22 protein-coding genes are annotated in these 24272 nt (G+C 47.1%); 14 read left to right on the top strand and 8 right to left on the bottom strand.

Translation table 11 applies throughout. From position 1 onward, the window contains the following. Nucleotides 1–61 precede the first annotated feature (61 nt). A complete protein-coding gene (locus WOA13_RS09370; RefSeq protein ID WP_342127634.1) occupies nt 62–907 on the top strand; it encodes a class I SAM-dependent methyltransferase in 846 nt (281 codons plus the stop codon). 24 nt (nt 908–931) lie between these two features. On the opposite strand, the gene WOA13_RS09365 is transcribed toward WOA13_RS09370, so the two are convergent. Together WOA13_RS09365 and WOA13_RS09360 are read right to left on the bottom strand one after the other, a co-directional pair. Next, a complete protein-coding gene (locus WOA13_RS09365; RefSeq protein ID WP_342127633.1) occupies nt 932–2287 on the bottom strand; it encodes an MATE family efflux transporter in 1356 nt (451 codons plus the stop codon). 63 nt (nt 2288–2350) lie between these two features. Next, nucleotides 2351–2716 carry a hypothetical protein gene (locus WOA13_RS09360; protein ID WP_342127632.1) on the bottom strand — a complete coding sequence of 122 codons (366 nt, stop codon included), beginning with the start codon at nt 2714–2716 and terminating at the stop codon, nt 2351–2353. A 409-nt stretch (nt 2717–3125) separates the two neighbouring features. Here WOA13_RS09360 and WOA13_RS09355 point away from each other — a divergent pair, with 409 nt between their 5' ends. Next, nucleotides 3126–4055 carry a UbiA family prenyltransferase gene (locus WOA13_RS09355; protein WP_342127631.1) on the top strand — a complete coding sequence of 310 codons (930 nt, stop codon included), beginning with the start codon at nt 3126–3128 and terminating at the stop codon, nt 4053–4055. Here the strand turns inward: WOA13_RS09355 and WOA13_RS09350 are convergent. The 4 genes from WOA13_RS09350 to WOA13_RS09335 all read right to left on the bottom strand — a co-directional run bounded on the left by WOA13_RS09350 (nt 4042) and on the right by WOA13_RS09335 (nt 9587). Further along, nucleotides 4042–4833, bottom strand: coding sequence for a helix-turn-helix transcriptional regulator (locus WOA13_RS09350; protein WP_342127630.1), 792 nt, complete (start codon nt 4831–4833; stop codon nt 4042–4044). The two genes, WOA13_RS09355 and WOA13_RS09350, sit on opposite strands and share 14 nt — an antisense overlap. A 284-nt stretch (nt 4834–5117) precedes the next feature. After that, nucleotides 5118–6734 carry a bifunctional phosphoribosylaminoimidazolecarboxamide formyltransferase/IMP cyclohydrolase gene (gene purH / locus WOA13_RS09345; RefSeq protein WP_342127629.1) on the bottom strand — a complete coding sequence of 539 codons (1617 nt, stop codon included), beginning with the start codon at nt 6732–6734 and terminating at the stop codon, nt 5118–5120. A gap of 76 nt (nt 6735–6810) precedes the next feature. Next, complete coding sequence (locus WOA13_RS09340; protein ID WP_342127628.1) at nt 6811–8712, bottom strand: phosphoadenosine phosphosulfate reductase domain-containing protein; 1902 nt, start codon at nt 8710–8712, stop codon at nt 6811–6813. A gap of 53 nt (nt 8713–8765) precedes the next feature. Next, on the bottom strand, nt 8766–9587 hold the full coding sequence (locus tag WOA13_RS09335) for a CRISPR-associated protein Cas4 (RefSeq protein ID WP_342127627.1): 822 nt from the start codon (nt 9585–9587) through the stop codon (nt 8766–8768). A gap of 122 nt (nt 9588–9709) precedes the next feature. On the opposite strand from WOA13_RS09335, the gene WOA13_RS09330 reads away from it, so the two are divergent. The 5 genes from WOA13_RS09330 to cyaB are packed head-to-tail and all read left to right on the top strand — an operon-like array spanning nt 9710 to nt 13659. Then, on the top strand, nt 9710–10450 hold the full coding sequence (locus tag WOA13_RS09330) for a helix-turn-helix domain-containing protein (protein ID WP_342127626.1): 741 nt from the start codon (nt 9710–9712) through the stop codon (nt 10448–10450). 60 nt (nt 10451–10510) lie between these two features. Then, nucleotides 10511–11560: a hydroxymethylglutaryl-CoA synthase gene (locus tag WOA13_RS09325; protein ID WP_342127625.1), complete on the top strand. Its 1050-nt coding sequence runs from the start codon at nt 10511–10513 to the stop codon at nt 11558–11560. Between the two features lie 11 nt (nt 11561–11571). Further along, complete coding sequence (locus tag WOA13_RS09320) at nt 11572–12744, top strand: acetyl-CoA acetyltransferase (protein WP_342127624.1); 1173 nt, start codon at nt 11572–11574, stop codon at nt 12742–12744. Nucleotides 12745–12749: 5 nt separating this feature from the next. Further along, the gene (locus tag WOA13_RS09315) at nt 12750–13139 is read left to right on the top strand and encodes a Zn-ribbon domain-containing OB-fold protein (RefSeq protein ID WP_342127623.1); all 390 of its coding nucleotides are present in this window, start codon (nt 12750–12752) and stop codon (nt 13137–13139) included. A 1-nt stretch (nt 13140) separates the two neighbouring features. Then, nucleotides 13141–13659 carry a class IV adenylate cyclase gene (cyaB, locus tag WOA13_RS09310; RefSeq protein WP_342127622.1) on the top strand — a complete coding sequence of 173 codons (519 nt, stop codon included), beginning with the start codon at nt 13141–13143 and terminating at the stop codon, nt 13657–13659. 73 nt (nt 13660–13732) lie between these two features. On the opposite strand, the gene metG is transcribed toward cyaB, so the two are convergent. Then, nucleotides 13733–15778 carry a methionine--tRNA ligase gene (metG, locus tag WOA13_RS09305; protein WP_342127621.1) on the bottom strand — a complete coding sequence of 682 codons (2046 nt, stop codon included), beginning with the start codon at nt 15776–15778 and terminating at the stop codon, nt 13733–13735. Nucleotides 15779–15908: 130 nt separating this feature from the next. Between metG and sppA the strand changes: the two genes are divergently transcribed. Further along, nucleotides 15909–17186, top strand: coding sequence for a signal peptide peptidase SppA (sppA, locus tag WOA13_RS09300; RefSeq protein ID WP_342127620.1), 1278 nt, complete (start codon nt 15909–15911; stop codon nt 17184–17186). A gap of 72 nt (nt 17187–17258) precedes the next feature. Here sppA and WOA13_RS09295 read toward each other — a convergent pair whose 3' ends face one another. Further along, on the bottom strand, nt 17259–18185 hold the full coding sequence (locus WOA13_RS09295; RefSeq protein WP_342127619.1) for a ribose 1,5-bisphosphate isomerase: 927 nt from the start codon (nt 18183–18185) through the stop codon (nt 17259–17261). A gap of 194 nt (nt 18186–18379) precedes the next feature. On the opposite strand from WOA13_RS09295, the gene WOA13_RS09290 reads away from it, so the two are divergent. The 6 genes from WOA13_RS09290 to WOA13_RS09265 all read left to right on the top strand — a co-directional run bounded on the left by WOA13_RS09290 (nt 18380) and on the right by WOA13_RS09265 (nt 24223). Next, nucleotides 18380–19744: an NAD-dependent succinate-semialdehyde dehydrogenase gene (locus WOA13_RS09290; protein WP_342127618.1), complete on the top strand. Its 1365-nt coding sequence runs from the start codon at nt 18380–18382 to the stop codon at nt 19742–19744. 46 nt (nt 19745–19790) lie between these two features. Next, a complete protein-coding gene (locus WOA13_RS09285; protein ID WP_342127617.1) occupies nt 19791–20585 on the top strand; it encodes a class I SAM-dependent methyltransferase in 795 nt (264 codons plus the stop codon). A gap of 139 nt (nt 20586–20724) precedes the next feature. Further along, complete coding sequence (locus WOA13_RS09280) at nt 20725–22161, top strand: D-aminoacyl-tRNA deacylase (RefSeq protein WP_342127616.1); 1437 nt, start codon at nt 20725–20727, stop codon at nt 22159–22161. Between the two features lie 103 nt (nt 22162–22264). Then, complete coding sequence (ftsZ, locus tag WOA13_RS09275) at nt 22265–23368, top strand: cell division protein FtsZ (protein ID WP_048204453.1); 1104 nt, start codon at nt 22265–22267, stop codon at nt 23366–23368. Nucleotides 23369–23562: 194 nt separating this feature from the next. After that, the gene (locus WOA13_RS09270) at nt 23563–23760 is read left to right on the top strand and encodes a protein translocase SEC61 complex subunit gamma (protein WP_342127753.1); all 198 of its coding nucleotides are present in this window, start codon (nt 23563–23565) and stop codon (nt 23758–23760) included. Nucleotides 23761–23764: 4 nt separating this feature from the next. Further along, nucleotides 23765–24223, top strand: a complete 459-nt coding sequence (locus WOA13_RS09265; RefSeq protein ID WP_342127615.1) for a transcription elongation factor Spt5 — start codon at nt 23765–23767, stop codon at nt 24221–24223. The last annotated feature ends 49 nt before the right edge of the window (nt 24224–24272 follow it).

Below are 24272 nucleotides of genomic sequence, written 5' to 3'. Positions count from 1 at the left end.
TTGTGGGATCCTCATTTTTTGAGGCATAATCTTTTTTAGAAGTTCCTTCGTATTCCTGTTCATGAATATCAGGGACATCGACTGGAACGAGGTTTGGAAAGAGCAGATGAGGCTCTACAACGAAATTGACGGATCTTCAGAAAAGGTGGATATCTGGGGTACAAAGGAAAGTGCCCGAAGGTATTGGGAGATGTCCCGCAACAAAGGTGCTGCACGGGTGGAGCAGACTCTGAAGGAGATCGAGCTCACGCCGGATTCGCGGGTTCTTGATATTGGTGCAGGTCCCGGGGCACTTGCGATCCCGATATCCGAGCGTGTCAGAGAAGTAGTTGCAGTAGAGCCTTCTGAAGGAATGTTCTCTGTTCTGGAGGAGAACATCGATTCGATGAACATCGACAACATAAGGTGCATACACAAGGGATGGGAAGAGATCGATCTTGAAGAGGTCGGCGACGACTTCGATGTTGTAATTGCTTCCTATTCGCTGAGTGTTCCTGATATCAGGCAGGCATTTGAGAAGATCCAGGCAGTTTCCAGCGGTCATGTCTATGTTTACTGGTTCGCAGGAGAGACTTCCTGGGATGATCAGTACAGTGCAATATGGCCTGCTCTTCACAACCAGGAATATCACAGCTCTCCCAAGTGCAACATCATGTACAATGTTCTCTACGATATGGGCATCTATCCCAACATGAACGTGTTTCCTTTAGAGCGAAGTATGACCTTTTCTTCACTTGAGGATGCTGTGAAACACTACATTCCTCATTACAGGGCATACACTCCTGAAAAACTGCAGATACTGAGGGAATATCTGGAAACGATCCTGCCTCAGAACGAGGATGGTTCTATCCTGCACCTGGGCGAGACCACGCGTGTCAGGATGTGGTGGGACAACAGCAAGAAATGATCCTCTGGATCTCTCTTTTATAGTTCAGGCATTGATTGCTTTGAAGGCGCTGTACTCCTTTGCAAGCATTACAAAGGTCACGAGGAATGAGAGGCCATCGGATATCGGGAATGCTATCCATACTCCGTATAACTGGAAGAACTGTGGCAGTATCAGGACCAGGGGTATGAGGAAAAGTACCTGGCGGCTTATGGATAGGAAAAATGCGGGTCTGGCTTTTCCCAGTGTCTGGTAGATGGATGCTCCTACTATCTGGAACCCCACAAAAGGCACTGCGAGCACCATGATGCGTGTGGCGGATCTGCCTGCATCGATCAACTGCTGATCCGTGGTAAATATACTGAACAACTGGGATGGGAATAGGAACAGCAGCATGAAACCCGCAATTGATATTACGGTGGTAACCTTGATGGCAAGGGCGGTTGAGCTGACGACCCTATCAAAGTTTTTTGCACCGTAATTGAAACCGACGATCGGTTGCAGTCCCTGTACGATTCCTATCATTGGCATGAATGTGAACATGAACAGGCGGTTGACAACACCAAAGACAGCGATCGGTATATCTCCGCCATAGATCGCCAGTGCATTGTTTATTACAATTATCATCAGGCTTCCTGATGCACTCCTTGCAAAGGAGGATGCTCCGATGGATATGGTCTCCATGAATACATCCGGGTGGGGGACGAGGTCGCCTGCATGGAAGTTCAGGCTGCTCATTCCGCTGCTGAAATAATGCGTCAGATAGATGGCACTAACAGCCTGTGATATCACGGTGGCGATAGCAGCCCCTTTTATTCCCATGCCAAGTCCGAAAATGAATATGGGGTCAAGTATGATGTTCAACCCTGCAGAAATGACCATCGTCAGCATGGCAACCTTTGCGTTTCCCTCAGCACGTACGATGTTGTTGACAGTCATTGAGAATGCAAAAACAAGGGTTCCATAAAGGATTATTCTCGTATAGTCATATGCAAAGGGGAGGATCGTCTCAGTAGCGCCGAAGAGTTTCAACAGTGGCACGATGTAAATGCTTCCAAGTACTGTGACAAGTGTGCTTAGTATCAATATTGTGGAGATCGCATTCCCCAGGGCAATATCGGCACGTCTGTAGTCCTTTGCACCAAGACTTCTCGATATTATGGAAGCACTTCCGATACCAATGGTAAGGGCAACTCCCATTATTATCATCTGGATCGGGAATGCTATCGTAATTCCTGCAATCCCCTGAACACTTTCAGGTCCCAGTGCCCTTCCGACAAATATAGTGTCCACAAGATTGTATAGTGCCTGTACTACCATTCCTATGGTTGCAGGCACTGAAAGTTTGAATAGGACCTTTGAGATGCTCTCTTCTCCAAGCATCCGGGCTCTGGCGTTCATTGGTGTTTTCCTCGAAGAATTTTGGTGGTGAGAAAGAAAACACCTTATAAAACAGTTCCGTATTTATCTCTTTTTACTGATGTTGTAGTATCGGTCATCTATCGATATGGGTATTGCTTCGTCAGACCTTGTTTCATTGTAGAGGAAAACAAGTGCCATGGAGGACCATTCAATTTTAATTCTCCTGTTTTTTCCATCTCCCATCTCAATATTGCCGGATCCTATGATCTCCTCTGCAAGATCATTACCAAAAGATCTGGCATTTTCAGGTTCCATGTCGGGGAATTCCTGCATGAATATTCCTGAAATGAACCTGCTTATGCTTTCTCTTGAACATCTTTCTGCCTCCCTGTAACAGGATCTAATGAATATGTTCAGGCCGTTGGTATCAGTCCAGTAATGCGTATCTTTTCCTAAAGATAAGTTCACATTTGTCTTAAGAGTGCCTTCTGGCTCCTATTGCGTATCCATTATCTTTAGTTTCCACATATCTCTCAGGTTGGTATATTCTTCTAAGGGGTTCACTGGATCAATCTGCTGGCAACCATCAGTGTATCTTTCATCAGGTGTGTACATTACAGTGTACTGGTAATTCATATTTCAGCCTCTTGAGTTCCGGGATATTTGTTTCAGGTAAATCTCTCTGAACTCCTCGTTTTTTCTGTTTGTTAGTATTCTCTCCAATTGTTTCATTCGGAGTGTATATACAACCAGTACTTATTTTATGAGGTGTATATATTAGTGATTTGGTATTATTTAGTCCAATGGACAAAGTTAGTCCAATGGTATAATCCTATTTCACTTTAATAATATCATCAAGTGTGCTACTTTTATACTCATGGCTGAAAAAACAGTTATTTCCACAAATCAGTTGAGCTATCCGAAAAACAACAACAAGAGCAGCTTCCTGGAACTGCCTGATATTTCAGGGCTGTGGCCGACACTGCATCTTTTGAATAGTTCCACTCTGGTCTCAGTATCCGGAGCTTTAAGGATCTATCTTGCTTTCCTTCTGCTTCAGATGCAATTCAATATTCTCTCCTGCATAGCAGGTGGTCTTGTTGTGTATGCTGTGTACACCCTGGACCGTGCGCTTGATTCTGAGGAAGATGCTGTTAACAGGTCCGAGCTTAAAGGTGCAAGAACTAAAATAGTACTCTTTGTTTGCTTACTTGCATTTCTGGCAGGTGCATATCTTCTATTCCTTGACGGACTTCTTTTCCTGGCATTTCTTCCTCTTGTTACCGGTTATCTCTACAGTAAAGGGCTTAAGGTCGGTAAATTCCATTTGAAACTTAAAGGTGGCCTTGGTGTCAAGAATCTTGTTGTTGGCATAACATGGGGTGCATTCATTGCCGGTATTGCAGGCTGGTATGCGGAGAGCATCCTGCCGGTGATAGTAGTTTTCCTTTTCTTTGGCATCAAACTTTTCGTAAACTCTTCAGTCTATGATTTCAAAGATATCAAAGGCGATGCTCTTGCAGGTATCAAGACCCTTCCTGTAAGCCTTGGTCCGCAGAGAACTCGCGACCTGCTTTTGGGTATGCATCTTTTCTCTCATTCCCTTCTGGGACTTCTGATACTTTCCGGGACAATCGCTCATGAGCCTATGATTTTGGTCTACAGTTTCATTGCAGGGATGGTATGCATCTACAGGTTCACGGTTCCTACGGAAAATGAGTCGAAGAGCAGGATGCACAAACGCCTCTTTGTTGTGGATGGGGAATCCGGTATGATTGTAGGTCTGAGAGCATTTACAGGGATGTGATCTCCCTGGCCTCTTTCTTATAATGTTCAAAGAGGTCTTTTCCCCAGCTTGAAATTGTATTTCCGGTTCCCATGAGATCTCTCTGTGGGTCGTATGTACCGTTCTTGAAAAAGAGTGAAAGGGAAAAGAAGTCGTCAGTTGTGACGAATGCAACCTTTGCGGATTCGATAAGATATAGTCTTGTATTGTCCGAATCCAGATATGCCTGCATCGTTTCGGTATATTCATTCTTTACTTTTTCAAATACATTCCTGGTTAGTATTAAGGACGTAGGTACATTGTTCTTTGCCAGGTTTGCAAAGAACTCAGGGTATATTGGTATGAAAATTGAGGATACGCCACAGACTTCCTCTGATCTGGCTATGTTGTCAAGAAATTTCTTGTGTGAGTCGTATATGTTCTCAAGGCCTTCCTCGTGTACGATACATTCGCCAAGTTCACTTATCCTTTCCAGGAGATGCTGTGGAATGCCTTCAAGGATATGATCTTTCCAGAAATCCTCGTTCTTCTCTATTGATTCAAGTGTATTGACCAGTGGTTTCAGGTATTTTGCTGCAACTTTTCCAATGGGTGTTATATGATACTCTTTTTCATCCTTACAGATAAGGTTTGCAGCTTCCATTTCTTTCAATCGGGGTGAAATCTCCGGGGAGCTTACGTCGAAATGTTCCCTTATCTGGGATAATGACCGGGGTCCTTCCTCTAAAAGGAACAATAGGTCCTTTCGTTTTTCGGAAAATGTTAGAACACTCAATAGTCCTGTTGATTTCAGTTGCATCAACTCCAAGGTGGAAATGGCATCACTTGTATATATAGTTTGGGCAATCGTATATAAACGATTTGGCGGAGCAGCAACTATATTGCAATGTTAACGCTGTTACCAAATTTGCTTATTACTTCGACTGATACTGAATATTCCAATTTATTTCATAGAGTTGTTATATTTCAACTGAAATACAAATAGCATAGATTGAATGCTTTTAAACTATATGTTATTAAAATGAAATTAATTATATAAAAATAGTGTGGAGAATGCACACTTGAGCATGCATTCTTCTTTTTTTAATGCAGGAAGTGTCTCATTCCTGTGAAGACCATGGAAATGTCCAGGCGATTTGCGGTTGCTATGACTTCTTCATCCCTGATAGATCCGCCTGGTGATATGATGTACTTGATGTTGCTTTCATCTGCATGAACAATGCTGTCGTCGAATGGGAAGAAAGCATCTGATGCCATAACACATTCGGAAAGCACTGATTCCCAGTACTCATCAAAGGACATGTCAGGTTTTTCCCTCTCGTAGATCAGTTCAAGGTTCTCTCTTGCTTTAGTGGTTGCAAGCTTGCGGATGGAATCAACGCGGTTTGGCTGTCCTGCACCCATTGAAAGCATCACGTAGCATCCGTCCTTGTACTCATATGCAAGGGTCACGGAGTTTGACTTCGTGCTCTTACATGCTGCGATACAGAACTCGGATAGTCCGCGCTTCTCTTCAGGGTATGGTGCATCTGTGACACATTCCCATTTCTCATAGAGGCCAACATTTCTCTGCTGTTTCAGCATTCCACCGACAACATACTTGTAGGTGTATTCCGTGTCAAAGCTCTCATTGAATTGTGGAAGCTCAAGCAGACGAAGGTTTGCGCTCTTCTCTTTCAGGTATTCAAGAGCATCGTGCTCGAATCCCGGCGCAAGTATGATCTCAACAAATTTGCCTTTGAGGTACTGTGCGGATTCCATGTCGAACACAGTGTTTGTACAGATTATGCTGCCAAAGGCAGAGATGGGGTCACCGTCCCATGCGTGCTGCAATGCCTCACAAAGTGTGCTGCCTGTTGCAAGTCCGCAGGGGTTGTTGTGCTTGACAATAGCTACGGCAGGGTTCTGATTTCCTACCTCTTTGATGGTCTGGAGTGCATTATCGGCATCAACATAGTTGTTGTATGAGAGCTCCTTTCCATGAAGCTGCTTTGCATTTGAGAGTGAAGGTCCTTCTATTCCTTTCTCTTTATAGTATGTTGCTTCCTGATGCCAGTTCTCACCATAGCGGAGCTTGACGCCATCGGTGAAGTTCATGCGAAGGACATCTTCTCCAAGAAGTGTTTTGCTAAGGTATGTGTCAATGGTGCTGTCGTAGTTTGCAGTGTGGCGGAATGCCTTGACTGCAAGCTTTTCCTTTGTCTGGTCAGAAACAACGCCTGTTGACCTTAGTTCCTTGAGGATGTGTCCGTAATCTTCAGGGTCACATACTACTGTGACAGCAGCATAGTTCTTTGCTGCAGATCTCAGTAAAGTAGGTCCGCCAATGTCGATGTTCTCGATAGCTTCTTCGAGGTTCACTCCATCTTTCGAGACCGTGATCTCGAATGGGTAGAGGTTGACCGCTACCATGTCGATAAGTTCGATGGATTCTTTTTCCGCTTCTCCCATGTGTGAAGCATCTTCTCTCAGGCACAAAAGCCCGCCGTGTATTCTTGGATGCAAGGTCTTCACACGACCTCCCATCATTTCAGGAAAACCGGTCACTTCTGAGACATCGATGGTCTCGATGCCTGCTTCGCGAAGCATTCTGGCAGTTCCGCCGGTAGATATGATCTCTATGTTCAGTTGCTCGAGTCCTCTTGCAAACTCTACGATCCCAGTTTTGTCAGAGACGCTCAGCAGTGCTCTTTTTACCAAAAAATCACCAAGTTAGGTAGTTATATATTATGTATAAATGTTCTGGTCGGCCAGTTCAGGCCATCTGTTCTTTTCATCATCCAAATTTCACAACCGGACAGATATCGATACAAGCGCCACAATGGATGCATGTCTTTCCAATGACTGCTTTGTCATTACTGATGGTGATGCAGTTATTGGGGCATTGTCCCACACAGACGCCACAGCCCATGCATTTCAGGGCACGCCTGATAGACCTTTCCACGTTGGTCATGAACTTGCGTGCACTCTTTTCGTCATTGCCTCTTGCAGTAATTGTTCCCGAGGCGAATATCTGTGCACGGTCATCTTCATTCTGTACTGAGGCCACGCCTTCTATATAGGCAGGCTTCCCGGCAGCACGGAGCTGGCCGGTGGTCTCGATAAGCTCCAGGTCCAGTGCGATCCCGAAACTGCCCTCTGCAGACATTCCGCCTTCACGGCATGGCCTGTATCCGGAGGTTACGGCAAAGTTCAGGTCTCCCTTTACTTTGCTCTTTGGTATGATATTGATCCCTTTTTGTTTTGCCACTTCTGCAATGGCAGGCGGCAGGTTCTGCCATCTCCATAGTCCGTGGTCCACCCATTCCTTTGAGAGTCCCATGCGCTCGGCGTATGCCAGGAGGTAGTCATTAAGCCGTTTTTCCATCTGTGGGTGGGTTTCCTTTAGACGGAACAGGTCTGCCAGTGATGAGGACGGGCACAGCCAGCATCCGATCCTGTCAAAACCTCGCTCATACATCACATTGTATGGCACTCCGGTCTTGAATATGTAGAGCCAGATGTGCATCGCTGTCCAGTCCTGGATCGGTGATGCTCCCACCTGGTTTCCCACCCAGGGGTTCTTCCAGACGCGTTCGCTCTTTGCCCTGGCATCGGACTCGTACTTTCTCTGGCCGATGAAAGTGAGACATCCGTTCTCGTAGTTCTCTTCTATTATCTGCGTGATCGGCCCGAGCTTGCAGACCTTGCAGCACCAGCGGGCTTCAACGGAAGGTGGTCCGAAACTGTCCACGGATTCCCAGAACGCTTCCTTTGCAGCTTTCGTCTTGATGGGTTTGTTGTATAATTTGACTATCTCTTCGACGTTCTCGACGGTTTCCGGGAACTCCAGTCCGGTATCAACGAACATGAGGTCGAAATCTTCCAGGCACTCGCTTGCAAGCTGTAGTACTGCGAGGCTGTCCTTGCCACCTGAATATGAGATAGTTACCGGTTTTTTGACGGTCTCTTTTACGTTCTTGATAAATGAATGAGCTTTTTCTTCAAAACGCTCGAGTATCTTTGAGTTTGCCTCTACGGCGTCGTCCCAGGTCTGGCCGCCTTCCGGAACGTTCAGTTTTTCAGGCTTGCCTTTCCAGCGGGTCTTGACACCGACGCCACGCTTGTGCTCCAGCATATCGCTGCCTTGCATCCTTGCGCGTCCGGCTGCTATGATGTCTCCTTCCGGTGTGAGTACCACGGTCTCATCGGAAACCTGTATTTCCGGGTCAGCATCAACGATACCCGGTGCCAGGACGCTTGCTCCCTTTAATATGAAGCTCACGGCACCGCTGTCCAGTACTACCCATCCTTTCATCTCCTTCAGGTCCTTTCCTTCGAAAAGACGCCTTGCACCGGGTAGTCTTGGCAGGAGTACCCACTCGAGCTTGTCTATCTCAAAACGGATGCTTCCAAGGACTTCCCCGTCCACGATGATCTCTTCCATCCTGTCATCGTATGGTGCTTTGTTCAGCACGACAAGGTGTCCTTCCGGTATAAGGGGTGCATTGAACTGTTTCATTGAAACAGCATTGATATGGTCGATATCATACTGGAATGCCGGGCGTATGTCGCCAGGGGGAGTTACCTCTACCTTTTTTGTGGTTTCGCCACAGCTGCATTTTTTTCCGAGCACAGGCACATTGCAATGGCTGCACCAGTGGAGAAGCAGTTTTCCGAGATAAACAGGTTTTGACATCGTAGAAGGACACTGGAAGAATGCATAAATAGGTTTTGGGTGCAGGTCGCATTTCAAAAGAGCCTGGATGCAAGCGATGATCTTGTGGATGTGCAGAACTGCGTGAAATTACAATAGCTGCAGGCGGGATTCTCTTTCCTTTCAGGCAAGGTCCCATCCTTTATATTATCTATGCGGGTCCTGATCTTCAGGACCTGTCTGCGGTCTTCAGGTCGGATCTTCACCTGGCGGATGTTCCCATGTCTTGCATACTGGACAAAGCCATGGTCCACGCTGTCTCCGTAGTTTTCCTCCAGGAGCATTGCAATGGCTGCAATGTGTATCCTGTCATTTCTCCAGACACCGGAATCAGGGCATTTGCCTGTCCTGATGCTGAGCGGTATCATTTTTTCCCCGTACTGTATAACTGCGGAAGGTATCCCGGTGAGCTTCAGTTTATCGGAGTGGAGTACCGGTTCTGTTCGGTATGGTCTGATCCTCCGTATGACTTCTTCTTTTCCATATTCGCTGATGGCTTCTGAAAGGTTCGTTGCGATCTTTTCGATCTGTTCGGCTACAACGCTCTCAGCAGTTTCAAGCACTTTGTGGGGAAGGTCCCTCAACTCCGTAGAATAGATAAGTTCAAGCTCGCCTTTCACACGTTCCATTTCGATGTTAAGTTCATAACGGATACCTTGGCTTTCATCTGTAGCTCTTTCAATGGCATCCGGGTAGCCAATGGCCAGTTCCTTCAACATCATGTGCTCGAGGTATTCAGGAGTGATCTCTGTTGCAAGCTCATGCTTTCGGTGTGTGTAGTATACCTGTCTGGGACATTTCAGGTAAAGGATAAGTTCCGAAACATTTGCATGCAGTTTGAGATTTATCAAGGGCATGATTTATAGAACATTATCGGCATTTTATAAATACTTGAACAACATAAGGATTTTTATTCGGCAATTGTCGAAAACCCTTTCGCTAAATATATATGCAGATTCCCCCTCTTGTTTAAAGAAGCATGACCGAAGATATGGCCCATGAGAACATCCGTCAGCGTCTGGCTGAAAAGATGGCAGGTGAGATCACATTATCTGAAAAGCCAGGTGAGGCTTTGAAGAAATGGAGATTGAACTTCGATATTGCCCAGACCGATCTTTCAGGTTATCTTGGTGTATCTCCTTCCGTGATCAGTGATTATGAAAGCGGCAGGAGGAAATCCCCTGGTACTCTTATTGTCAGCAAGATCGTAGATGCGCTTCTGGAGATAGATACCTCCAAAGGTGGGCAGAAGATCCATAGCTATGAAGGTATGCTTTACACCGATCCGGGCGCAAAGGCTGTGTATGCCACATATGAGTATACATATCCTATACAGCTTGCAAAGCTTGCTACCCTGATCGAGGCAGATGTTGTGAACAAAGGGGTAGAAAAACCGCTTTACGGTTTCACTGTTGTGGACAGTAAAAAGGCTATTCTTGAACTTTCATCACATGAGTTCCAGAAATTGTATGGCTGGAGTACTGAGCGTGCACTGGTATTCACGAAAGTATCTACCGGAAAGTCTCCTATGGTGGCGATCCGTGTGACGAACCTGAAACCTGGTGCAGTGGTCATTCATGGTATCAGGGGCAATCAGGTCGACCCAATGGCAAGGAAGATGGCAGAGATAGACAGGATACCACTTCTTGCAACGACAATGGATATTGATGAGCTGGTGGATGTCCTGAAGAAGTACAGCCAGTATCATGTGATCGAGTGAAAAACTCTTTTTACAGACAGATCTTGAGAATTATAATACATCAAACAGGTGAATAAAAGAATGAGTGTAGGGATTGTCTCGTATGGTGCTTATATCCCAAAATACAGGATAAAAGTAGAAGATATCGCCCGTGTATGGGGAGATGATGCAGATATTCTCAGTGCAGGACTGATGGTAAATGAAAAATCAGTACCTGACCTGGACGAGGATACTGCTACGATTGCAGTTGAGGCTGCAAGGTCCGCAGTAGCACGAAACAACATAGATCCCAAACGTATCGGAGCCGTATATACCGGTTCTGAAAGCCATCCTTATGCTGTAAAGCCTACCAGTACCATTGTGGCTGAGGCAATTGAGGCAACTCCTGCCATGACAGCAGCTGATTTTGAATTTGCATGTAAGGCAGGTACGGCTGCTATCCAGGCATGTATGGGTCTGGTCTCCAGTGGAATGGTGGATCTCGGAATGGCCATCGGCGCAGATGTTTCCCAGGGAGCACCTGGCGATGCACTGGAATACACTGCAGCAGCAGGTGGTGTCGCCTGCATTATAGGTAACAAGGAATCTGAGATGGTGGCAGTTATTGAGGACACCTACTCATTTACCACTGATACTCCTGATTTCTGGAGGCGTGAAGGTATGCCTTATCCTGAGCACGGCGGAAGGTTCACCGGTGAGCCGGGATATTTCAAGCACGTTAGTGGTGCTGCAAAGGGCCTGATGGAAAAGATGGGTACATCACCTTCAGATTATGATAACGCTGTCTTCCACCAGCCAAACGGCAAGTTCCCTTCAAGGGTCGCCAAGATGCTGGGATTCAGCAAAGAGCAGATCAAACCGGGTCTGGTCGTGCCAAGGCTTGGTAACACTTACTCAGGTTCATGCATGATGGGCATTGCCGCAACACTTGACCAGGCAAAACCAGGTGACAGGATATTCGCAACAGCATTCGGTTCAGGTGCAGGTGGAGATGCATTCAGTCTCAGGGTTACCGACAAGATCGATGAGGTCCGCGATGCAGCACCAACAGTTGAAGGACTGCTGGCAGATCCGATCTACATGGACTATGCAATGTATGCCAAACACAAAGGAAAGATCAGGCTCGCATGAGGGGTGTTGATATGAGAGACGTAGCAATTATTGGTGTAAAGAACTCAAAGTTCGGAGAAATGTGGGACCGCTCCTTCAGGGACATCGTTGTGGAAGCAGGTGTCGGAGCTATTGAGGATTCAGGAGTTAGCGGCGACAGGCTTGATGGCATGTATGTCGGTAACATGAGTGGCGGACAGTTCGTTGAACAGGAGCACATTGGTGCATTGATAGCAGATTATTCAGGTCTGTCACTGGACCTTCATGTTCCTTCAACACGTGTTGAAGCAGCATGTGCCTCAGGCGGACTTGCATTCAGGCAGGCTGTGATGGCAGTTGCCTCAGGGCATGAGGACATTGTGATGGCAGCAGGTGTCGAGAAGATGACCGATGTCTCATCCACAGCAGCTTCTGCAGCTCTTGCAGCAGCGGCAGACCGTGAGTGGGAAGGCATAATGGGTGCAACGTTCCCTGGCCTTTATGCAATGATCGCAAGGATGCACATGCACGAGTATGGCACCACCAGTGAACAAATGGCAGAAGTTGCTGTCAAGAACCACAAGAACGGTTCCATGAACCCCATCGCACAGTACAAGAGCCCAATTACAGTGGACAGCGTACTGAACTCTATCATGGTAGCAGATCCACTGCACATATTCGACTGCTCCCCGATCACAGACGGTGCTTCAGCAGTTGTACTGGCACCTGCGGAGATCGCACACGAGTACACCGACACTCCTATTTACATAAAGGCAACAGCACAGGCAAGCGACACCATTGCACTGCATGACCGTCGTGATATCACAACACTGGATGCATCCGTTGCAGCAGGCAGGCGTGCATTCGAGATGGCAAAGATGACTACCAAAGACATCGACCTTGTAGAGGTCCATGACTGTTTCACCATTGCCGAGATATGTGCTATCGAGGACCTTGGTTTTGCAAAGAAAGGTGAGGGCGGAAAGATGACCGAAGAGGGAGAGACAGCAATCGGAGGTAAGATCGCTGTGAACACTTCCGGTGGTCTGAAGGCATGTGGTCACCCTGTAGGTGCTACCGGTATCAAGCAGGTGGTAGAGGTAACTCAGCAGTTGCGCGGTGAGGCCGGCGGACGTCAGGTCGATGGCGCAGAGGTTGGAATGACCCACAACGTCGGAGGTTCCGGCGCGACCGCAGTTGTACACATTCTAGCGAGGGAGAGGTGATATCGATGTCTGTAGCAAGATTCTGGAGAAAACAGATCAACAGGTACAACCTTGTCGGAACACACTGCAAGACCTGTGATACATACTATTATCCACCACGTAACGTCTGTCCCAAGTGCAGGCGTGACGGGGAGATCGAGTCACACAAGTTCTCCGGTCCCGGAGAGATCGTGACATACACTGTCATCCACACAGCAGCAGAAGGGTTTGAACACCAGGCTCCATATGTTCTTGGAATCATCCAGCTGGACGAGGGGCCAAGGTTCACAAGCCAGGTCGTCTGCAACCCCGAGGATGCACATATTGGTATGAGGGTCAAACCTGTGTTCAGGAAGCTCGGCGAGAGCGGTGACAAGGGTATGATCTACTACGGAACCAAATACGTTCCTGCATAAGATGATAGAGATCGAGATCAAAGTGCGTGCCGACCATGGTCCTGTCCTGGGCAGGATACTGGAAATGGGCGCACTCAAGGTCCGCACTGAAGATCACCTTGATGTGTATTACAATGCACCTCATCGTGATTTTGCTAAGACCGACGAAGCATTGAGATTGCGCAGTGTCAACGGCGGCACGCGCATGACATACAAGGGCAGGAAGCTCGACAGCATCTCCAAGACAAGGGAGGAATTTGAGACTCCTGTGGACGGGACAGCTGCAAAGGGCATTCTTGTCTCCCTTGGTTTTTTTGAATCCGGTATTGTGAAAAAGACACGTGATATCTATAGATACGGAGACATTACCATCTGCCTTGATTCGGTTGATGGTCTTGGAGAGTTCGTTGAAGTGGAAACCGTGGCAGATTCGGATATTGATCTTCACAGGGAACGGTTGTTCGATTTCCTTGAAAATATCGGAATAAAAAAAGAGGATTCCATCAGGACATCCTATCTTGAGATGCTGATGGAGAAGTAAAGGAGATAATTTCTCCTTTTTTGATTTTTAGAGTTTTTGAATATCAGTTATCTTAACAAATGTGATCGGATGATCACATTATGCTGTTTCCGGCACCGGTACCTTTCTCAGGCTGCAACAGGATAGCCTTGCCGTCCTCGTCGGTTCCTGCAAGTACCATGCCGTTGGACTCCACTCCGCAGAGCTTTGCAGGTGCGAGGTTTGCAAGTACAAGTACCTGCCTGCCAGGAAGTTCTTCCGGTGAGTGTGATTCCTTGATACCGGCAACTATCTGGCGTGTTTCTTCTTCGCCAAGGTCGACCTGCAGCTTGAGCAGTTTCTTGGATTTCTTTATCTCCTCAGCGGAAACAATGGTCCCTATTCTCAGGTCAAGTTTTGAAAAGTCGTCGAATGTGATCAGTTCTTTCATCTCCTTAGGTTCTTCTTTTTCTTCCTTGCCACTTTCTTTTGCAATGGCTTCCTTAACTCTTGCAGACGCAATGGCTTCCATCTGCTCGGTCTTCTCATCCTCGATCTTCTCGAAGAGGATGGATGGTTTTTCAAGTGGTGTGCCGGCCTTTACGAGCTCTGTAGCTTCGGCATATCCTGCTTCGTGTACATCGGTTGACATTCCGATCTGTTTCCATGCATCTTCCATTTTTTCCGGCAGGATCGGCTCAAAGAGCAGGCACAGTGCCTTTGCGAGCTGGATGCAGTTCGCAACAACCTCTCCGCATGCATCCTTATCCTCTTTTATGAGCTTCCATGGTTCGTTGGACTGGAAGTAGCTGTTTCCGTATGATGCAAGTGCCATAGCAGCGTCAGCATATTTCTTGAACTCATAGTTCTCCATGGCCTCGTTTGCAGCTTCGATGGTGGAATTGATCTCATCCAGGGTCTCCTGTTTGATGTCGCCTGCAGGGATCTCCTTGAAGTTCTTGTGTGTGAACAGGAGCGTCCTGTAGAGGAAGTTTCCGAAAACACCTACAAGTTCGGTGTTGATCTTGTCCTGGAATACCTCCCATGAGAAGTTCAGTTCCTTGGTGTGGGATGTGTAGCTTGCCAGGTAGTAACGGAGCAGGTCCGGGTGGAATCCGTGGTCAAGGTAGTCCTCTCCTACCCATACCACATATCCGCGGCTCTTTGAGAACGTCTTGTCCTCGATCTTCACCATTCCTGATGCAACAACTGCCCAGGGCTGGGTGTATCCGGCACCTTTGAGCATAGCAGGCCAGAAGATGCAGTGGTGGTATATGATATCTCCGCCGATGAAGTGAACGATGCGGGAATCTTCTTTCCAGAACTTTTCCCAGCTCTCATTATTTGCCTCTGCCCATTCTTCAGTGAATGCGATATATCCGATAGGTGCATCCACCCAAACATAGACCACAAGGTCATCATGACCCGGGAAGCGCACTCCCCATTCAAGGTTCCTTGTGATGCACCAGTCGGTGAGCTCCTGCTTGACCCATCCAAGGGCGTAGTTCCTTGCATTGAGTGTTCCTCCAAGGTTTTCAAGGTGCTCTATAAGATAATCCTTGAACTCGGACAGCTTGAAGAAAAAGTGTTCCTGGCTCCTGTATTCAGCAGGTCCGTTGCATGTTGTGCAGGTCGGGCTCTCAAGTTCTCCCGGCTCAAGATGCTTACCGCATCCCTGGTCACACTCGTCTCCCCTTGCTTCTTCCTTGCAGTGGGGGCATGTTCCTTTCACATACCTGTCAGGAAGGAAGCGGTCGCATGAAGGGCAGTATGCGATCTCGATGGTCTTCGGGAAAACGTAGCCATTCTCGATGAGCTTGTTGACAATATCGGTTGTGCGGTCGTGATTTGTCTGGTCATCGGTCGTGCCGAATGCATCGAACATCACGCCCATCTGCTTGAAGGTCTCATCGAAATGCTTGTGATATATCTTGATAAGCTCTTTTGGGGTTGTGTTCAGCTCTTCCGCGTTGAATACGATAGGTGTTCCGTGAGTGTCGGAACCACATACGAAAGTGACCTCCTGTCCTGTTTTTCGGAGGGATCTTGTGAATATATCCGCAGGGATATATGTACGCAAATGGCCGACGTGTGCCTTTCCATTTGCATATGGCAGTCCGCATGTTACGAGGACCGGTTCATCTGATGGGAATTTGGACATCTTTTATCTCCATTATCATTAGTTTCCTTTTGCATGGCGTGCAATAATAAAATATATTTCGCTTATAGTATCAGTAAGAGAAGCTTTTTGAATGTTCAGGTCAATTTACAATATATCTCAGAGGTATTTAATGACCGATAGTGAAGAACCCGTTAACAGAAAAGATGATACAGAGGAACTTCGGGAAGAGGTTCTGGTAGAATCCACCGAGGAGGTACCGGATCTCGGGGCATTTGAGATGACCCCTGAACCCGAGTATACGGAGATACTGGACAACGTTCATGAGGACGGTGACATGACGGAAAACGTTGTTGTGCCTTCGGATGAGTCTCCGGGAGAAGATATCGAAGCATATAATCCTCCTGTAGAGGTAAGTGAAGGGCCAGTCGGAAAGCCAGATGTAAAGGTCTCCGACAGGGTTCAAGGTACCGGGGAAAGTACACCATCTCCGGCCGTGACAAAAGAACCTCCTGTCACTCCACCAGCTCCAAAGAAGAGTCACAAGTTGCAGTATGCTGCATTGTTCGTTGCTCTGATGCTGATAATCGGTGGAAGTTTTGCGGTCATTTACCTGTCCTTTGGTGGCGAGATCTACACTCACGATGACAGGGTTGCAGTGATCTACGTCCAGGGAACCATGCTTACAGGTAATCTCCCTTCAGGTTTTGGATATGCAACATCCGAGGATATCTGTAACAGCCTGCGTGAAGCGGCAGCCGATGAGAGTGTAAAGGCCATTGTTCTCAGGGTGAACAGCGGAGGCGGATCGCCGGCAGCTGCCGAGGAGATCATCACTGAGATCGAGAATGTGCAGGCTCAGGGTATCCCGGTTGTAGTTTCCATGGGCGATGTGGCTGCAAGTGCCGCATATCATATTTCCGCACCTGCCGACCTTATCCTGGCAAACCCTTCTTCCATAACCGGAAGCATAGGTGTGATCGGGGTCTACACGAACCGTTCGGAGTATTATGATAAGGAAGGAATAGATTTCTACATCTCCAAGTCTGGTGAGTTCAAGGACATGGGCGGCGACTGGAGAGGCCTTACATCTGAGGAGAAGGAGTATGCTGACACTGTAGTTCTGAAGGTATATGACCTGTTCATCACCAGTGTTGCAGAGCACCGTAATATGACGAAGAGCGAGGTGAAGGATATTGCAGATGGCCGTATCTATATTGCTACGGAAGCAAAAGAGATCGGGTTGATCGATGACTTTGGCAATCTGTATGATGCTATCGATGCAGCCGCCGAACTTGGTGGCATCGAAGGTGAACCTGCAGTATATTATATTAATAGACCTTCCCTCTCGAGCATACTTTTCGGCACAGAGGAAACATTTTCAAAAGACACTGTAAAGCAACTGGCAAGTTATTATGAGGAAAGTCCGGTTGGAATGATCGTCGAGTGATCGGTGTTCAATCTTTCTGTTTTTGTTTTGATTAATGTGAAAAAAGGAAAGTGATCTTTTTATTGATCACTTTTATCCCATATGTGAGAGCTCCCATCCGAGATGTTCCTTGATGATGGTGTATGCCATCTGTGGGGGGAATGCTCCTACTTCTGTGATTATCATATCGATGTATTCAGCAGGCGTTATGTCGAATGCAGGGTTCTTTACCTTAACATTTGGAAGCTCTGCAAGGATCTCCTGATCAATGACTTCGTCTGCAGATCTCTCCTCGATGTCGATCATGTCTCCAAGGATGGTGTTCGGACTGAACTTGAAGGTCTCAGCAACACTTAACACATTCTTCCTTGCTTCATGTGCAGCATGTGCAAGCTGTGAGGTCCCGACCTTGTTCACAAGGGCACCATTTACCGTAATGGCATCCGCACCGACTATTACGGTGTCGACCTCCTTCATGCAATACCTGACAGCAGAATCCACTATCAATGTGGTAGGGATTCCGTAGTCGTTCAGTTCCCTTATAGTAATGAATCCCTGTCTCCTTGGGCGTGATTCAGTCGCAATGACCGAGATGTCCTTGCCCTGTTTGAAGGCTGTGGATATAACAGAAAGCGCTGCGTGGGAGTTGCAGTGTGTCATGATGACGTCGCCGTCATGTATCCTTTTGGCACCGATCTTTCCCATCCTTTCAAGAGCTTCTCCTGCCTGCTTCAGGAATACTTCTGCGTTGTGCAGTATCTCTTCCCTTGCTCCTGCAACATCTTCTGAAGTGTGGCGTTTAGTGATCTGAACTGCATTTGGGAGTGATACGGCTGTAGGTCTTGTCTGGATGAGGATATTGGCAGCCTCGTCGACCTTCTTGTTGAAATCCTTTATGTTGGTGACCTTCAGGTCCAGTACATAATCACGAAGTGCAGCAGAAGCGGCTTCAGCTATTCTTCCTGCTCCACGTATTTCCATCGTCCTGATCTTCTCTGCTGTGTCAAGTAATTGCTGCATGACGATATATTTGGAGTTTATGCATTTATATGTATTCGGTTGACCCCTTCCAACCTTAAGTGTATGTAGCTTTCTCTTAATAGGGTCGTTAAGCTTTGATCTGGTGTTATGTGTCATGAAGTGGGCTGGTATGATCTTGCGATATCAGGTTCAAATCCGCCTCACTTATATCGAATCAGTAACAATTCCCAACCATGAATTCGATGATATCGGTCAATCCCGCTACAGGGAAGGTCAATGGTGAGTTTGAGATGCACTCTCCTGAGGAGGTCGACACTATCCTCAAAAAAGCAGGTGATGCATTTCTTGAATGGAGCTCACTTGCTCCTGCAGAGCGGGCAGTTTATCTCGAGGAAGTGGCTGCTGTGCTTCGAAAGGACAAGCAGGAACTTGCAGAGACCATTACAAGGGAAATGGGCAAACCCATAAAACAGGCCCTTCCTGAGGTTGAGAAATGCGCTACCATGTTCGACTATTTTGCAGAGAACATTGAATCCCTAATGGAGCCTGAGGTAGTGGATGATGATCCCTCTGCCCTGATATCATTTGAGCCCATGGGTACCATTCTAGCCATCAAGCCCTGGAACTTCCCGATCTGGCAGGTCCTGAGTGCTGCTTCCCATGTACTTGCAGGCGGCAACACAATGTTGCTGAAACATTCCAGTTATGTTCCTATGTGTGCCCTCAAGATCCAGGATGTCTTTGAGAAGGCAGGAGTTCCGGAAGGTGTGTTCCAGACCCTTCTCGTGGACGGTGCAACGGCATCCTCACTGATCACAAGGCCGGAGATTGCAGCAGTTTCATTCACCGGCAGCCTGCCTTCAGGTCAGAAGGTGGCTGAAGCAGCCGGCAGGAACATGAAGAAATGTGTCCTTGAGCTCGGTGGCAGTGATCCTTTCATCGTACTGGATGATGCAGATCTCGAGGAGGCGGCAAAGGTCGCGGTTGCAGGCCGTTTTATCAACACGGGACAGACCTGTATCTCTTCCAAGCGCTTCATTGTGGCCGAATCAGTTGTGGATGAGTTCACAAACCTCTTTGTGGAGAAGACCCGTGCGCTTAAGCGTGGCGATCCAATAGATCCTGAAACAGACCTTGGGCCGCTGGTAAGTGAGGATCAAGTCTTACTGCTTGAAGAACAGGTACATGAAGCAGTTTCAATGGGTGCAAAAGTGGAACTTGAGGGTGGGATTGTGGAAGGTGAAGGTTACTATTTCTCACCGGTGGTATTGTCAAATGTGACCACAGAAATGGAGGTCATGAAGGAAGAAACATTCGGCCCTATAGCTCCTATCATTTCAGTTAATGATGAGGTAGAGGCTTTAAAGATCGCGAATGCAACTGAGTTCGGGCTGGGTGCAAGTGTCTGGAGCTCCGATGAAGTGAAAGCATCCTCCCTTGCCTGTCAGATCCAGGCCGGTGTTGTTGGTGTGAATGGTTTTTTCAGACCACAGGCTAACATGCCGTTTGGTGGTGTGAAGAAAAGCGGAATCGGAAGAGAACTTTCAAAGTTCGGATTCTATGAATTTATGAACATCAAATCTACAAGAGTTTACTGATGATCCCTGGAAGGTTGTGGTTTCTGCATATTACGGAAGCTTTCCAATGAAGTACTTTAAATGTCCCGAAGGTATTCCTGAAGATCTATGTCATCTGGTCCCAAAACGTTTTGATGCCATAGGGGATGTTGCAGTTGTATCGATCCCTCCTGAGCTGGAGGGTCATAAGGTCCCTGTTGCAGAGTACATCTCCTCAAAAAGAGGTAACATCAGGTCAGTGCTCAACAAGGTGACGAAGCTGGAAGGTGACCACAGGGTTGCAGGGTACGAGCTTCTGCTTGGTGACAGTTCGATAACGACGCATGTGGAATTCGGATTCAGGTACAGGATGGACCTAAATGATGTTTTTTTTAACGGAAGGCTTGCTTTTGAGAGAAAAAGGGTAGCTTCCATGGTTCGTGAGAGTGAGGATGTACTGGTCCCCTTCTGCGGGGTTGGGCCGTTTGCAATTCCCGCTGCAGCAAAGGGCGCAAAGGTCATTGCACTTGAGAAGAACCCTGCAGCCTGCAAGTGGCTGGCTGAGAATATCCGGCTGAACCATGTGGGGGATAATATCGCTCCTGTACTTGCAGATGCATCATGTATCGGAAACCTCCTGAAAACAAAGTTCGACAGGGCGATCATTCCGACACCTTACGGGATGGACCATTTCCTTGAGGGTGTGCTCCCTCTTGTGAAACATGGTGGGAATTTGCATTTTTATACGTTCAAGGCCCGGGAAGATGTCGGAGAAGTTATCGACCACTGTTCGGAAATGGGGCTTGAAGTTACAGGTTATCGAAGGTGCGGAAATGTTGCTCCTGGTATCAGCAGGTGGGTATTGGACATGTTGAAGTTATGATCTTCATGTCCTGCGATATGCAGGCGGTAAAGATTATTAGTTGTGCTATTCTAATTGTTGTGAAAAGTTTGTGAGTTAGGTATTAATTAAAAATGAGGCGTGAAACTAGAAAACAACTCACTATTGGAGCTCTTTGATCATGCAGAAAACAATCGATAAGGAAAATCCTGCCAACATAATCATAATCTGTTCTACTGTCGATATGGCGGGTCAGAACATAAAAGGTCATTTGCTTAATTTACGGGAATGGGATCAACCGGAGGTTCCTTTGCCTCTGGTCGAAGACGTGTCCGAGGTCTATGAAAGTGGAAATTTCCGGATCGTTGAGGTCAAAGAACATCATATTTACCAGGATGGGATCGATAGGAAGTTAAAGGAAGCAGGGTTGCCATGTGATCTCATTGTCTTTGCTTCCAAGCACAGGAGTGCGGATGGAAGGCGTTTGCTTACATCCCATTTCACAGGGAACCCGGGATCTGCTGATTTTGGTGGAAATCCGGGGGAGCTGGCAATGACCGCTCCTTTTGCTTTGCGTTCCATTTTGCTTTCAATGTCTGAAAAGGCAGATGATATCGGGTTCGACGTATCCATGGAATCAACACACCATGGTCCTTCGGACCTGAGCGTTCCTTCGGTGTATGCGGAGATAGGAAGTTCGGAATCCGAATGGGTGAACACTGATGCAGGTGCTATTGTTGCACGTGCCATTCTTGGGGTAAAGCAGGAGGTATGTCCTGTGGTACTTGGGTTTGGTGGCGGGCACTATGCTGCAAGGCAGACGAACCTAATTTTCGGTTCGGATGTGACATTCGGTCACAACTTCCCGGATTACCAGATACAGCATGTGGACGAGGAACTTTTCAGGCAGGCAGTTGAGAAATCCGGTGCTGATCTTGTGTACTGTGACAGGAAGTCCATGTCATCTAAGGACAGGAAGAAGATCAGTGATCTGGCAGAAGCATCAGGTCTTGAGCTGTTGAGGGAAAGTGACATCATGGAGATGAAAGGTCTCCACCTGGGCGATTTCAGGATCTTTCTGGACAAGGTAAGGGAGCATGATCCTTCAGGTCGTGTGAAGTTCTCCGATGGGTTCAGGAAAAGGCTTAATGAGGAGCGATCTGATGAATGGGATCTGGATGATGTGTCCGTCACAACAGTTAAGATGGACCCTCAGCTGATAAAGCTTACAAAATCTGTTGATCTTGCAGCTTTGAAGAAAGTGCTCCAGAGTTCGGATATGGTGTACTTCGAATTGGGGGATGCAACTGTTTCAAATGTGTTCTTTACTTTCTGGAAGCAAGATGCGGAGAGTTTCCTTACTTTTATGCTAAACGAATGCATTAAAATACTAAAAGAACGTTATGATACTGAATACATTTTCGATGAAAATGTATTGTGCATTACGGATGATAGGTTCAACCCCGATCTCGCACGTAAGATGGGAGTTCCTCCCGGTCCCATGTTCGGGAAACTGGCTGGAGGCGAACCAGTTACAGTAGATGGAAGGATCATCGAGCCAGGGATGGTACGTGAGAGGGTCAATAAAAGTTTTGTGCTGAATAACGCAATCTTTTGATTTAATGGTGGTAAATTCTATAGAAATCTAACATGTGTATTGCAGTAGTACTGTATAATACTAATAATACATTTGATCATTTCGCTATAGTGGAGGATAAGTTATGAAATCCATAGTAGAAGAGGCATTGGCACGATCTGCAGAAGAGGGGGATATACGTTCCGTTGCCCCACAACAGAATGACATCAATGCGGAACTCGAAGCAATGTTACGAGATCTGCAGACAAATATCAAGGTCATTGGTTGCGGTGGCGGTGGCTCGAACAGTGCTCAGCGCATGGCACAGGAAGGTATCAAGGGCGCAGAGCTTGTTGCAATAAACACGGATGCACAACATCTTTTGAATGTTTCTACCGAGAGTAAGATCCTTATCGGTAAGAAAAAGACAAGAGGTCTTGGTGCTGGCAGTCTGCCACAGATCGGCGAAGATGCTGCACTTGAAAGCATTGACGAGGTACGTGGGATCGTAGATGGCACTGACATGGTGTTCATTACAGCAGGACTCGGTGGAGGTACCGGTACCGGTTCCGCTCCGGTTGTTGCAGAGGCTGCACGTGATACAGGTGCACTGACGATCGCTGTGGTAACTCTTCCATTCGCTGTTGAAGGTCAGGTAAGGCGCACTAATGCCGAGGCAGGACTTGAAAGGCTCAGGGACGTTGCAGATACTGTTATCGTAGTTCCTAATGACAAACTCCTCGAGGTTGTTCCAAGGTTGCCATTACAGGCTGCTTTCAAGGTATCCGACGAAGTTCTTATGAGGGCTGTGAAAGGTATTACCGAACTTATCACAAAGCCTGGTCTTGTGAACCTTGACTTTGCTGATGTAAGGACCGTCATGCAGAACGGTGGCGTGGCAATGATAGGTCTTGGTGAGGCAGACGGTGAGAACAAGGCTGTGGAATCTGTCCAGAAGGCCCTGAGAAGCCCGCTTCTTGATGTGGATATCTCCGGTGCTACATCTGCTCTTGTGAACGTTGTTGGTGGTCCCGATATGACCATTGCAGAAGCAGAGAGCGTTGTACAGGAAGTCTACAGCAGGATCGATCCTAACGCAAGACTGATCTGGGGTGCCCAGGTTGATCCGGAGCTTGAACACTCCGTACGCACAATGCTTGTTGTGACCGGTGTAAAATCTCCGCAGATCTATGGAAGCGGAAGTTCCCAGAACGTTACCCGAAAATATGGTATCGATTTTGTAAAATGAAAAGGAGTGATCTCCTTCTCTTTTTAATTTGAGATGCCTCAGTTGCAGGGATCGAATCGAAAGGTATTTTATATAGTACGTTATTTAAACGCCGCTACTAATTTATACTATGATCGAGGTGTTGGTATTCCCGATTTGATCACCCCGATCAATCATATACAATATAACTGGTTGTGAGAAGTTTGGCAGATAATATGTTTGAAGCGCCTAAGATTAACCGCAATGTCGGTCAAGTCCTTAAGTCATACCTGAGGGTATTGAAATTGTCCAAAAAGCCTTCGGGAGAAGAGTTCTCCATGATATCCAAGGTCGCTGGCGCTGGTATCCTAGTGATAGGCTTTGTTGGCTTTGTCATCTATATACTGCTGACAGAAGTACCAAAGTGGGTGTAACTTTATGGTTGAAGATGCCGCTATATTTGTTGTTAAGACAACTGCTAATCAAGAGCGCTCAGTTGCCGGAATGCTGGCACAGGTTGCCAGGAAGGACAATCTTGATATCAGGGCAATAATCGCTCCTGATGAACTTAAAGGATATGTACTTCTGGAATCATCTGATTCTGGTGCTGTGGAACAGGCTATACAGACAGTTCCTCATGCAAGGGCTGTTGTTAAAGGTCAGTCCAGTATAGCGGAGATCGAACATTTCCTTACACCAAAACCAACCGTTACCGGTATTGTCGAAGGTGCAATTATCGAAGTAACTTCCGGTCCTTTCAAGGGCGAGAAGGCACGTGTCAAGCGTGTTGACGAAGGCCACGAGGAGATCACGGTCGAGTTGTTCGATGCTGTCGTACCAATACCTATAACTATACGTGGTGATACTGTACGGATACTTAGTAAGGAAGAGGAATGATCCTGATCCGTAACGTATGCTTATATTTATAAACAAAACTTAAATTACA

This window comes from Methanococcoides sp. LMO-2, assembly GCF_038432375.1.
GTDB lineage: Archaea > Halobacteriota > Methanosarcinia > Methanosarcinales > Methanosarcinaceae > Methanococcoides > Methanococcoides cohabitans.
The sequence above is the reverse complement of the archived record's forward strand: the minus strand, read 5'-3'. Positions and strand labels throughout refer to the sequence as shown.